Source organism: Streptomyces atriruber (assembly GCF_001418325.1).
GTDB lineage: Bacteria > Actinomycetota > Actinomycetes > Streptomycetales > Streptomycetaceae > Streptomyces > Streptomyces atriruber.
Genome location: NZ_LIPN01000039.1, coordinates 16525 through 29044, shown reverse-complemented (window position 1 = coordinate 29044; position 12520 = coordinate 16525). Strand labels below are relative to the sequence as shown.

Here is a 12520-nt window from a genome sequence, read left to right as displayed (position 1 = left end):
GGGGCGGGGCATGACGTCGGTGAGGCCCGTCTCGCGCAGGGCCGCGAGGGCGGCGCGCTCGGGCTCGGAGACGTGGGTGGCGCCGACGAAGAGCGACGGGTCCCAGACGTCGTCGTCGGTCGGTGCCACGTTGAAGTCGCCGAGGACCGCGAAGGGGCGGGGGCCCGCCGCGTCCGTGGCGACGGCCGCCTTCAGGGCCTCGAACCACTGGAGCTTGTAGGCGTAGTGGGCGTGGTCCACCTCGCGGCCGTTCGGCACGTACACCGACCAGAGGCGGAGGGGGCCGCAGGTCGCGGAGATCGCCCGGGGCTCCTCCGCGCCGTCGTACTCCGGGCCGCCCGGGAGGCCCGTGACCACGTCTTCGAGGCCGACCTTGGAGACCAGCGCGACGCCGTTCCACCGCCCTGTCGCGTTCACCGCCGATGCGTACCCCAGCTCGCGGAGCTCGTCGGCGGGGAACTGCTCGGCCGTCGTCTTGGTCTCCTGGATGCACAGCACGTCCGTGCCGGTGGCCTCCAGCCAGGCCAGGAGCCTCGGCAGACGGGCGGTGATCGAGTTCACGTTCCAGGTCGCAATGCGCATGCCTCACAACCTACCGGGCGGCACTGACAGTCACAGGTCCGCCGACTGCCCGGGTGTCAGACGCAGGTGCTCGGCCCCGCCGAGAGCGCCGATCTGGTTGTCGTAGATCGGCCGGGCGAGGTCGGTGAGGAGCGCGTCGTGGATGTCGAAGGCACGCTGCGGCTTGACCTCGCGTACGTACTCGATCACTTCGGAGATCTTGTTCCAGGGGGCCATGACGGGCAGCATCAGCGTCTCGACGGGCTGGTCGGGGACGGTGAGCGCGTCGCCCGGGTGGAACACCGCGCCGTCGACCAGATATCCGACGTTGGTGATCCGCGGGATGTCCGGGTGGATGACCGCGTGCAGCTCGCCGTGCACCTGGACGTCGAATCCGGCGGCCGTGAACGTGTCACCGTGCCCGACGGTGTGCACACGGCCGGGAAAGGCGGCCGAGATCTGGTCCGCGACGGACCTGAGGGTCCAGATCTCGGCTCCGGGGCGGGCCTCCAAGGCGGCCCGCAGCCGGTCCTCGTTGAAGTGGTCCGGGTGCTCGTGCGTGACGAGGATGGCGTCGGCGCCGAGCGCGGCGTCCTCCTCGCTGAAGCCGCCGGGGTCGACGACGAGCGTGCGCCCGTCCTTTTCGAGACGCACGCACGCGTGGGACTTCTTCGTGAACGTCATGCGCGGCGCGCGCCCGGTCCTGCTGTCGGGAGATTCGGGAGAAGCAGTCATGTCTCCCATCCTGCTACTCCTGCGGCGTGGTTTCCTCACGGATCACTGCCTGCGCGACCTTGAACGCGGAGTTGGCCGCGGGGACGCCGCAGTAGACGGCGGCCTGGAGCAGGACCTCCTTGATCTCGGCCGGGGTGAGGCCGTTGCGAAGCGCCGCCCTGGTGTGGAAGGCCAGCTCGTCCAGGTGACCGCCCGCGACGAGCGCGGTGAGCGTGACACAGCTGCGGGAGCGGCGGTCCAGGCCCGGCCGGTTCCAGATCTCGCCCCAGGCATAGCGCGTGACGAGCTCCTGGAAGTCCTCGGAGAAGTCGTCGGCCGCGGCGAGCACGCGGTCGACGTGCGCGTCGCCGAGCACCTCGCGGCGCACCTTCATCCCCGCGTCGTACAGGTCCGCGCCCGCGCTGCCCGGCACGGCCTCGGGCTGCTCCACCGGGCCGATCTCGGCGACGGGCCCGACGGGCACGGGCGGCGGGGCGAGGACGGGCTTGACGGGCGGCGCGGCGAGCGCCGACTGGCCGCCGACGGTCGCGTCGGGGGCGGGCTGCCAGGCAGAGGAGAAGTGCCGTACGAGGAGGTCCGTGACGGCGCCCGGCTGCTCGACCGGCGCGAGGTGCGAGGCACCCGGCACGACGGCGAGCCGCGCGTCGGGAATCCCAGCGACGAGCGTGCGGGCCTCGCCCTGGCCGGTGACCTGGTCCTCCGAGCCGACGAGCACGAGGGTGGGAACGCCTATCCTGCCGAGCTCGGCGCGCACGTCGAAGGCGGCGAGGGCCTCGCAGGCGGCGATGTAGCAGCCGGGGTCGGTGGTGCGCACCATCTGCACGGCCCAGTCGGTGATCGCGGGCTGGGCGGCGGCGAAGCCGGGCGTGAACCAGCGGTCGGGGGCGGCGCGGGCGATGGGGTCGAGCCCGTTGCTGCGCACGATCACACCGCGCTGGCGGAACTCGTCGGCCGTGCCGAACCGCGGGGAGGCGGCGATCAGCCCGAGCGAGGCGACGCGGTGCGGGTGCCGCAGGGCGAGCTCGGCGCCGATGGCACCGCCGAACGCGCAGCCCGCGTAGCCGAAGCGCTGCACGCCGAGTTCGTCGAGCGTGGCGAGCAGCCGGTCGGCGAGCTCGCCGACGGACCCGCACGGGTGCGCCGGTGCGCCGCCGTGACCGGGCATGTCGAAGCGGAACACCCGCCAGTGCCGGATCAGATCGGGTATCTGGCGGTCCCACATGTGCCAGGTGGTACCCAGTGAGGAGCCCAGGATCAGGACTGGGGCGTCTTCTGGCCCGTCAAAGCGGTATTGCAGGGTGTTCATCGGTGTCTCGCTCACCCGCCCGACCCTCTCATCTGTCATGGACGCCCCCATGACAGGGGGGTCACCGGATGCCGTTTTGACCAGGTTGAACATCTCACGGGCGGCATATCGCTCGAGGCACCTGATGCTCTCACGACGAGTCTTTCCTTCCCGAAAGATGGGGGTGAGAGGGGGCGCGCGCAAAGGCAGGGAAGCCGGGGCGGCCGCTTCCCTGCCGGAAAGTGCGCGGGCACCGCGTGGGGCCCGTGGCGCCTACTTGAGGTCGCGCTGCTCGGGGACCACGACGCCGAAGCGGTCCTGGATCGTGGCGAGGGCGGACTCGTGCACCTGCTTGGCGGGGATGCCGCGGGGGTTGCCGTTGACCGGGAGGGGACGGGTGGCCGAGGCGTCGCCGATCACGGTCGGGTGGTAGCCGTTGTAGACGGCGCCCTCGGTGGTGGAGAGAGTGCACATGTGGGTCATGAAGCCGGAGATGATGACGTTCTTGCGGCCGGTCTTCTTGAGCTCGGCCGCGAGGTCGGTGTCGTGGAAGCCGTTGGGGACGGCCTTTTCGACGACGGTCTCCCCCTTGGCCGGCTTGAGTGCCGGGATGATCTGGCCGGCCTTCGACTTGAGGTCGTAGCCCTTTTCCACGATGTGGATGACGGGCGTGTGCGCCTTGCGGGCCCGCTCCAGGAGGGTCCTGGTGTTCTCGACCGCCTCGCGCCAGCCGGTGAGCTCCATCGTGCCGCCGGTGTAGACGTTCTGGTAGTCGACGAGGACCAGCGTCGCGTCGGACAGCTTCGCGGGCGTCTCATCCAGCTTCATCAGCCGGCGCAGGGTCGTGGTGTCCTTGGCGTGGTTCTTCTCGTGGCGCTGGTCGCGGCTGTCGGTGCGCGTGGCAGCCTCGGAGCTTCCGCCGCAGGCGGTCATGGTGGTGGCGAGCACGACGGCGGCGCCCAGGGCGGCGGCCGAGCGGAGCAGCGTGGTCTTCATCAGACGATCTCCTTGTGGGTGGGAACCACGACCCCGTACAGGTCGGCGATGGTGGCCAGCGCGCTGTAGTGCACCTGGCGGGCGTCGATGTCGGTGCCCGCGACCGGGAGCGAGCGGGTCGCGGTGGCTTCGGCGACGACAGTGGGGCGGTTGCCGTTGAGGAAGGCGCCCTGCGCGGTGAACGCCACACACATGTGGGTCATCCAGCCCGCGATGACGACGTCCTGGCCCTCGGTCAGGTGGGTGGCCAGGTCGGTGCCCACGAACGCGTTCGGGACCTGCTTGACGACAACCGGCTCGCCCTCCAGGGGTGCGACCTCGGGGTGGATGCCGCCGATCTCGGCGCGGATGTCGTACGGGGTGCCCTCACCGCCGTCGTTGATGACATGCACGATGCGGGTGCCGGCCTCGCGGGCCCGCGCCAGCAGCTGCGCAGCGGCATCCAGGGACTTCTCCCAGCCGTCGAGTTCCATGACGCCCCGGGTGTAGGTGTTCTGGAAGTCGATCAGGATCAGCGTCGAGTCGGCCAGCTTCGCGGGCTCCTGGTCGAAGCCGTTGAGCTCGCGCAGCGTCGTTCGGGACATGGGTGTACCGCCTTCGGTGATGCGTGGGAGAGGTGCAGTTCGCGGTGGTCCGCCGAGCTGCGCCTCTCACGCTAGGACCGGGCCGGGACGTCGGCAATGACATGTAATCTGCAGATCCAGACACGCCCGCCGCCCAGCTGACCGGGGAGAGTTCCGTGCCGGACACCGCCGCCAGACGGCTCATCGTCATCGTGCTCTTCGACGGCGTCGACCTGCTCGACGTCACCGGGCCCCCCGAGGTGTTCTCGCTCGCGCTGCGCGAGACCGACGAGGCGGCGGGCTACGAGGTCGTGCTCGCCGCCGCGGCCATGGATCCGGTCACCACGGGGGCGGGCGTACGCATCCTGCCCGACATCACCTTCGAGGAGGTCGCACGCCGCAGCATCGACACCCTGCTGGTGCCCGGCGCCGTGGAGACGGACGAGGAACGCCGCGTACACCCGCTCGTGGATCCCGAGCTCGTCGAGTGGGTGAAGGTCCTCGCCGGGCGCTCGCACCGGATCACCTCCGTGTGCGTGGGCGCGCACCTGCTGGCCGCGGCGGGCTTGCTGGACGGCAAGCGGGCGACCACGCACTGGTCGACCGCGCAGCAGCTGGCCGCCGATCACCCGGCGGTCCAGGTCGACGCCGACCCGATCTTCATCCGCGAGGACAACGTGTGGACCGGCGCCGGCATCAGCGCCTGCCTCGACCTCTCCCTGGCGCTGATCGCCGACGATCTCGGCGAGGCGGTCGCACTGCGGGTGGCCCGCCAACTGGTGATGTACCTCAAACGCCCCAGCGGGCAGAGCCAGTTCAGCGTCCCGCTGACCCAGGTGTCCACGACGCGTCGCATCGAGGACCTGCGCCACCACGTCCTGCGCCACATCGGCGGACCACTGACCGTGACCGCTCTCGCCGAGTACGCACATGTCAGCGACCGGCACCTGACGCGCCTGTTCAAGACCGAACTGGGGGTGACCCCGCACGCGTACATCGAGTCGGTGCGCGTGGAGAAGGCACGCCACGACCTGGAGTCCTCGGACGCCACGCTCGAACGGATCGCGTCCGACTGCGGTTTCGGCACGGTGGACACGCTGGTACGGGCGTTCCGGCGCCGCCTGAACACGACGCCCGGTGAATACCGGCGCAGGTTCCGGGTGCCGCAGATGCCCTGACCCCGGCCGATGACACCCCGTGATGGCCGGGTGGGGCCGCGGTCAGCGGGGCGGGCGGTTCCGGGTCACGCGGCGGACGCCTTGTCGGCGATGACCCGCTCCTCGCCCACGGGGTGGGTCACGTGGTGCACGAGCGCCGCGATGGCGCCGCCCACCAGGGGGGCCACGATGAACAGCCACAGTTGGGACAGCGCGGCTCCCCCGGCGAACAGGGCGGGGCCCAGGCTCCGGGCGGGGTTGACCGAGGTGCCGGTCAGCGGGATGCCGACCAGGTGGATGACGGCAAGCGCGATGCCGATCGGCAGCCCGTCGAAGCCGGTCACCGCCACCCGGTGCGTCACGCCGAGGACGACGAAGACGAGGAGGAAGGTCAGGACCACTTCCGCGAGGAAGGCGCCACCCAGGTTGATGCCGACCTCGGAGCGGTCGTCGTAGCCGTTGCTGCCGAATGCCTCGCTCGTCTTCAGGCCCGGCACCTGTTTGGCGAGCAGGAAGAGCAGGGCCGCGCCTGCGATACCGCCGAGGAACTGCGCGGCCCAGTAAGTGACGGCGGTGCGGCCGTCGATGCGACGCGCGACGAGCATGCCGAGGGTCACTGCCGGATTGACGTGGCAGCCGGAGATCGGGCCGAGGGTGTACGCGAGGGCCAGCAGCGTGAAGCCGAACGCCAGCGCGATGCCGAGCGTGCCGATGAACTCCGCGCCGAGCACCGCCGACCCCACGGCGAAGAAGACGAGGAGCAACGTCCCGAGGAACTCCGATACCACCGCTCTGATCTGCACAGCGACCACCTCGCAGGCTTGTCGGACCCCCTCGCCATCGTCCGCCCGCCCGCCTCTTTCCACCTGTTCTGCCGGGGCTGAAGCCCGTTACGTACGCCCATTCGAGTGATGGACCGGCTCCACAGCCTCCTGTCGGCGCCGCTGAGGCCTTACAGGCGCCCCAGGGTGCGGACAGCCACACCGCCAGCCCTATATTCATACAAACAATTCACGCGTGGCCCTGCCGCGCTGGACACGGGGTGGGACCGCAGTGATCGAACCCGACGGCACTGGATCCGTCCGGGCCGGGGCCCGCGCTGCCCGCAAGGCGCGTACGAAGGCTCGGCGGCGCAAGCAGATGGCCGTGATCGCGGCTGTGATCGGGCTGGGCGGGGCGGCGGCCACGGGGGTCATCGCTCTGGCGGACTCCTCCGGGGACGGGGGCGGCTCCGGGCGCACCGCGTCCGTTTCTTCGGGCAGTGCGGCGCAGAAGGCGCGTGCGGCCAAGCGGGCGTTGAAGGGGGAGGAGAAGTGGGACGGCAAGGTGCGGGTGCTGGGGGACGGCTCCACCTCGTACACCGGGCCGCAGTCCGGGCAGCTCAAGCCCGAGAAGCTGAAGCCCGGTGAGAAGCCGCCGCAGTTCGTGGTCTTCTCCTGGGACGGCGCGCTGGAGGGCGACGACCGCCGCTTCTCCCACTTCCGCCGAGTGGCGCGGGAGAGCAAGGCTCACATGACGTTCTTCCTCACCGGGATCTACCTCCTGCCGGAGAGCAAGAAGTCGCTCTACCGTCCGCCGCAGCACAACGCGGGGGCGGCCGCCATCTCGTATCCGACCGTCCCGCACATCCAGACCACGCTGGAGCAGCTGCGCGGTGCCTGGAAGGACGGGCACGAGATCGGTTCGCACTTCAACGGGCACTTCTGCGGCGCCAAGGGCGGCGGTGACTGGAGTGCCGGGGAGTGGAAGAGCGAGATCGAGCAGACGTACGCGTTCATCAAGGAGTGGAAGACCAACACCGGGTTCACCGAGGAAAGGCCCCTGCCCTTCGATCCGGACCGGGAAGTGGTCGGCGGCCGTGCGCCCTGTCTGGAGGGGCAGAAGAACCTCCTGGCCGCGGCCAAGCCGTTCGGCTGGCGCTACGACGCGAGTTCGTCGGGCGACTTCCAGATATGGCCGTCCAAGGCCGGGGGCCTGTGGAACTTCCCTCTGCAGCTCCTGCCCCTGGAGGGCAAAGAGGTGCAGGTCCTCTCCATGGACTTCAACTTCCTCTATCACCAGTCCGGTGACAGCACCCAGGGCGACCCGGCACGGTTCCCGGCGTGGCAGGAGCAGGTCTCCACGTCGTACATGAACGGGTTCGACCGCGTCTACAACGGCAGCCGGGCGCCGATGTTCATCGGCAACCACTTCGAGGACTGGAACGGCGGCATATACATGAGCGCCGTCGAGGATGTGATGCGCAAGGTGTGTCCGCGCAAGGGAGTGCGCTGCGTGTCGTTCCGCGAGCTGGCCGACTGGCTCGATGTCCAGGACCCGAAGGTCCTGGACCGGCTGCGCCTGCTCGACCCGGCGCAGGCACCGAAGTGGAAGTCGCTCATCAAGTAGCGGGGGCAGGCGGGACTTCCGACACAGGCCCTAGGTGAGCGCCTCGATGTAGTGGGTCCACAGATCCACCGCCCGTCGGCTGGCGGGTGTGGTGGGAGCGTCGCCGCCCAGCCCCTTGAGCGACAGGGGCACCAGGTCCTTGAGCGACATGCGGTAGACGACCACGGCCGTGGTCTCGTCGTGGGTGCCTCCCACGAACCAGCCCGCCCTGTTCGCGGTGGTCGTCCCGGTCTTGCCCACGGCGGCGGGGTGTGCCGCGCCCGCCGCCTTGGCCGACCCGTCGGTCATGGTGGCCCGCAGGGCGTCCGTGACCGCCTGGGCGGTCTTCTTCGACATCGCCCGGGCGGGTCGCGGTACGGCGAGCGGCACGGCGTCCCCGGCCCGGGTCACCGAGCGCACCGAGTAGGGGTCGGTGTGCATGCCCTGGGCGGCGAAGGTCTGGTAGGCACCGGCCATCCGGATGGCGCTGGGCGTCGAGTTCTCCCCGAGTGCGAACACGGGGATCCGTTCTCCCAGGCTGGAGGGGAGCAGTCCCGCCCGCAGGGCGTACTTCTCCACCCGGTCCAGGCCTGCGTCGAGGCCGAGTTGGAGCAGGGGTGTGTTCACGGAGTCGGCGACGGCCTGGCGCAAGGTCACCTCGCCCCAGTCGCGGCCGCCTTCGTTGCGGCCCTTGACCACCTTGCCGCTGCGGTCCCAGTAGGGTCCCTCCGGCGTCTGTACGGCGATCTTGTCGTCGCCGTCGTAGACGCTGGCCGGGGAGACGGGAGTGCGGCGCCCCTCCCGGGTGCGCTTGACGCCGTCCTCGAGCCCGGCGGCATAGACGAAGGGGGTGAAGGCCGAACCGGCCGGAATGGTCGTCGCGTTGGACTGGTTGAAGCCCTGTTTCAGGAAGTCGCGGCCGCCGTACACGGCGAGCAGCCGGCCGTCCGGGGCCACGCTCGCCGCGCCGATCCTGGCATGCTGGTCGGTGTCGGGCCGCCGTTCGGCGTCGAAGTCCTTCTCGGCCTCGTGGACGGCGGCGGTCAGGGCCTCGGTGCGCTTGCGGTCGAAGGTCGTGTGGATCTGGTAGCCGCCCAGGTCGTAGTCGGCGGCGGTGATGTGCCCGGCTTTGATCGCGTACCGCTTGGCCAGCTCCACCAGGTAGCCGGTCCGCGCGCCGGGGATGTCGCCCGAGCCCGACTTCGTCGGTTCGGGGAACTTCTTGTAGGTGGCCCGCTCGGCCTGGGTGAGGTGGCCGGTTGCCACCATGCGGTCCAGGATCCAGTTCCAGCGTTCGACGGCCCGCTCGCGGTTCTCCTTGCCGAGGGCCGGGTCGTAGAGTCCGGCACCCTTGAGGAGAGCGGCCAGGAAGGCGCCTTCGCTGGGGTTGAGGCGCGCGACGTCCTTGCCGTAGTAGGCGTGCGAGGCACGCTGGATGCCGTAGGTGCCCCGCCCGAACCAGCTCGTGTTCAGGTAGTTCTGGAAGATCTCGTCCTTGCTCGTGTGGTTGTCCAGCTTCAGGGCGAGCAGGGCTTCGGTGAACTTCCTGGACAGGGTGCGGTCCTGGCTGAGGTAGACGTTCTTCACGTACTGCTGGGTGATGGTCGACCCGCCCTGGGTCTCTCCTCCGGTGACCGCGGCGGTCGCTGCGCGCAGGACACCGCTCGGTGAGACGCCGGCATCCGAGTAGAAGCTCGCGTTCTCGGCGGCGAGGACGGCGCCCCGGACTTTCGGCGGCACCCTCTTCAGCGGTATCTCCTGCCGGATGACCCAGCCGGTGCGGGCCATGACGCTGCCGTCGGACCAGTAGTACACGTTGTCCTGTTGCGTGGCGAACGAGTTGAGGTCATCCGGTATGCCCGTGGTGGCGTACGCGATCGTGACGAAGCCGGTCAAACCGAGGGCCAGGTACAGGAAAGCGCCCAGCCACTGGCGCCACGAAGGCAGCCACCGGCGCCAACCGCTGCGCCCCGGCCGGGGATAGGCCGGACGCAGCCGACGCAGTTGTCCGCGCACCCCGGCGAGGGCGCCGGGTATGCCGCCCGTGGTCCGCTGCCTGGACTTCCTGCGCCGACCGGTCCCCGCGCGGCGCTCCCCCGGTGCCGCCCGCCGTCTCCCGCTGCCCTGGCCTGTGGCCATCTTGCCCCCACCCACCCCGTATGCCTCCCCTGTTGCGTTCTGGCGCTCACATTAAAGGCAGTTGGAGGCGTGCGACCCGGCCTGCGGGGGCCCTGGCCGCCTGGTCCGGGAGCCTTCGGGTTCCGCAAAGAGGGGCAACGGCACAGGAAGGGCCCGCAGTTGTGCCAAAATTCCGTCCCCCGGTCGGGGTGATCGGGCAACGGAAGAGGAAACGCAGTGACATCCATAGCGATACCCAAGAGATACAGACCCGCCGCCCTCGCCGGTCTGGCCGCGGCCGTGGCGTCCGGCTGCCTGCTCGCGCCCTCCGCGCACGCGGACGCCGGTGATGTGCCCCGCAAGGCCGACCACCGGACACTCGCCGCCTTCGCCCGCATCGCCGATGATGTCCTCTCCCGGCGCACCCAGGCCCTGGTGGAGGACCGCGCGGGGCGCAGCGGCCCGGACGCCGGCGCGGGGACGCCGCGCATGTCCGCCCGGCTGCGGACGGACGAGGACGCCGCGCTGCGGTCGCTGCGCGCCCGCAAGTCGCGCCTTGCCCAGCTCGGCGAGGCCTACACGAAGGCGGACACCCGCGTCGTCGTGGACCGCGCCACGCTCACCGGCAGCACGGCGACCGTCCAGGTCACCGCGTCGTCGACGCTCACGTACAAGAAGGTGCGCGAGGGCGGGCCGCGGACCACCGCGTTCTCGACGCGGCAGGAACTGAAGCTCGCCGGCACGAAGGACGGCGGCTGGCAGCTGACCGCGATCACCTCGCGCAACCAGGGCCCCGTCGCGGTCGACGAGCCCTCGGCGGCCCGGACGAACACCATCGACGACGACGGCAACCAGTACCCGGACGGCACACCGGCCTCGACCAAGTACCCCACCACGCCGATGCCCTCGGGCAAGACGGCAGGCGCCTACGGCTACTCCGCGATGGCGCAGTACGCGGAGAAGTACTGGCGCAGCTACAACCCGGCCTACCGCAAGTTCAACGGAGCCGGTGGCGACTGCACCAACTTCGTCAGCCAGGCGCTGAAGGCGGGCGGCTGGAAGCCCGTCCCCGGCTCCGCCTACGACTACCGGAACTGGTGGTACGAGAGCGCGGGCCAGAGCACCTCCTGGGTCGGGGTGAACGAATGGGCATGGTTCACGCTGTCCAACCGGCGGGCCCCGAACCTGGCGAGCGTCTACCAAATGGACGTCGGCGACGTCCTGCAGGTGGACTTCGACAAGGACGGGTCCAAGGACCACACCATGCTGGTGACGTACCGCGACAGGCAGGGCATGCCGTACCTGACCTACCACGACACCGACACCTACCGCAGGTCGCTCGCGAGCCTGGTCGCGTCCTACCCCAATGCGCGCTACTTCGCGTACCGCACCTGAGGGAAACCGGTGACCGCGCAGGGCGGCGCGGGCGGTGACGGGGCGGCAGGGGCGACCGGGTACAGTGCGCGCCTGCAGCCCGGTTGCCCGAGGAGGGGAAGCGTGACCGACACCAGCGAAGCCCGTTCCGCGGACGGTGCGGCTCGTGCGACCCGGCAGAGCCGACTGCGCCGCCTGATGCGCTATCTCCCGCTGGTCGCCCCCCTCCTGCTGTGGGCCGTGCCCTGCTGGGTGCTGCTGCACGCAGGACAGCACTGGCCGCTCCCCGTGGCGCTGGGCGGCACCGCCCTGTTCGCCCTCGGTCTGGTCACCATGCCGATCACGATGATGCGCGGCCACGGCCGACGGCAGCAGGACCGGGCGGCGATCGTGGGAGCCACCCTCCTCGGAACCGGCTGGGTGCTGTTCACCTGGTCCGTCCTGCTCGGCGTCCTGCTGCGGACGGCCCTGACCATCGCCGGTGCTGGCGACGGTCGGACCCGGGCCCGGATCGTCACCTGGGCCGTCCTCGGCGTCGCCGCCGCACTGCTCGCCTGGGGGTACGCCGAGGCCCGCCGGGTGCCACGGGTGCGGCGGCTCGACGTGCGACTCCCGCGCCTGGGAGCCGGACTGGACGGCACCCGTGTCGCGCTCATCACCGACACCCACTACGGCCCGCTGGACCGCGCCCGCTGGTCGGCGCGGGTCTGCGAGAGGGTCAACACGCTGGACGCCGACCTGGTCTGCCACACCGGCGACATCGCGGACGGCACGGCCGAACGCCGCCGCGCCCAGGCCGCTCCGCTCGGCACCGTGCGAGCCACCCGGGCCAAGGTCTACGTCACCGGGAACCACGAGTACTACAGCGAGGCCCAGGGCTGGGTCGACCTGATGGACGAGCTGGGCTGGGAGCCGCTGCGCAACCGGCATCTGCTGCTGGAACGCGGCGGCGACACCCTGGTGGTCGCGGGTGTGGACGACGTCACAGCCGAGTCCTCCGGTCTGCCCGGCCACCGGGCCCACCTCGCCGGAGCCCTGTCCGGCGCCGACCCCGACCTGCCCGTCCTGCTCCTGGCCCACCAGCCCAAGTTCATCGACCGGGCCGCGGCGGCCGGCATCGACCTCCAGCTCTCCGGCCACACGCACGGCGGCCAGATCTGGCCCTTCCACCACCTCGTCGGCATCGACCAGCCCGCACTCGCGGGCCTCAGCCGCCACGGCACCCGCACCCAGCTCTACACCAGCCGCGGCACCGGCTTCTGGGGCCCGCCGTTCCGCGTCTTCGCCCCCAGCGAGATCACCCTGCTGGTCCTCCGCTCCGCCGGAACGGCTCCCGGGCCGCAGCGCGTCTGAGACGGTCCCGC

11 protein-coding genes are annotated in these 12520 nt (G+C 70.7%); 4 read left to right on the top strand and 7 right to left on the bottom strand.

Features of this window, described 5'->3' with window-relative positions:
• The 5 genes from AOK03_RS04945 to AOK03_RS04925 all read right to left on the bottom strand — a co-directional run.
• The coding region (locus tag AOK03_RS04945) for an exodeoxyribonuclease III (protein WP_055563915.1) at window positions 1-582 on the bottom strand (582 nt) is incomplete at its 3' end.
• 30 nt (window positions 583-612) lie between these two features.
• A complete protein-coding gene (locus AOK03_RS04940) occupies window positions 613-1245 on the bottom strand; it encodes an MBL fold metallo-hydrolase (protein WP_055563914.1) in 633 nt (210 codons plus the stop codon).
• 64 nt (window positions 1246-1309) lie between these two features.
• A complete protein-coding gene (pcaDC, locus tag AOK03_RS04935) occupies window positions 1310-2617 on the bottom strand; it encodes a bifunctional 3-oxoadipate enol-lactonase/4-carboxymuconolactone decarboxylase PcaDC (protein ID WP_055563913.1) in 1308 nt (435 codons plus the stop codon).
• A 237-nt stretch (window positions 2618-2854) separates the two neighbouring features.
• On the bottom strand, window positions 2855-3577 hold the full coding sequence (locus AOK03_RS04930) for a cysteine hydrolase family protein (protein WP_079074485.1): 723 nt from the start codon (window positions 3575-3577) through the stop codon (window positions 2855-2857).
• The gene (locus AOK03_RS04925) at window positions 3577-4161 is read right to left on the bottom strand and encodes an isochorismatase family protein (protein ID WP_055563912.1); all 585 of its coding nucleotides are present in this window, start codon (window positions 4159-4161) and stop codon (window positions 3577-3579) included. The genes AOK03_RS04930 and AOK03_RS04925 overlap by 1 nt, the downstream gene beginning before the upstream one ends.
• Before the next feature lie 155 nt (window positions 4162-4316).
• Here AOK03_RS04925 and AOK03_RS04920 point away from each other — a divergent pair, with 155 nt between their 5' ends.
• A complete protein-coding gene (locus AOK03_RS04920; RefSeq protein ID WP_055563911.1) occupies window positions 4317-5318 on the top strand; it encodes a GlxA family transcriptional regulator in 1002 nt (333 codons plus the stop codon).
• Window positions 5319-5383: 65 nt separating this feature from the next.
• On the opposite strand, the gene AOK03_RS04915 is transcribed toward AOK03_RS04920, so the two are convergent.
• Window positions 5384-6100, bottom strand: a complete 717-nt coding sequence (locus tag AOK03_RS04915; protein ID WP_055563910.1) for an MIP family channel protein — start codon at window positions 6098-6100, stop codon at window positions 5384-5386.
• A gap of 337 nt (window positions 6101-6437) precedes the next feature.
• Here AOK03_RS04915 and AOK03_RS04910 point away from each other — a divergent pair, with 337 nt between their 5' ends.
• Entirely contained in the window at window positions 6438-7685 is a 1248-nt protein-coding gene (locus AOK03_RS04910; RefSeq protein WP_055563909.1) for a polysaccharide deacetylase family protein, read from the top strand.
• Between the two features lie 30 nt (window positions 7686-7715).
• Here AOK03_RS04910 and AOK03_RS04905 read toward each other — a convergent pair whose 3' ends face one another.
• Entirely contained in the window at window positions 7716-9803 is a 2088-nt protein-coding gene (locus AOK03_RS04905; RefSeq protein ID WP_079074488.1) for a transglycosylase domain-containing protein, read from the bottom strand.
• Between the two features lie 216 nt (window positions 9804-10019).
• On the opposite strand from AOK03_RS04905, the gene AOK03_RS04900 reads away from it, so the two are divergent.
• Together AOK03_RS04900 and AOK03_RS04895 are read left to right on the top strand one after the other, a co-directional pair.
• Entirely contained in the window at window positions 10020-11177 is a 1158-nt protein-coding gene (locus tag AOK03_RS04900; protein ID WP_063792420.1) for an amidase domain-containing protein, read from the top strand.
• A 102-nt stretch (window positions 11178-11279) separates the two neighbouring features.
• Window positions 11280-12509, top strand: coding sequence for a metallophosphoesterase (locus tag AOK03_RS04895; protein ID WP_055563908.1), 1230 nt, complete (start codon window positions 11280-11282; stop codon window positions 12507-12509).
• Window positions 12510-12520: the final 11 nt, after the last annotated feature.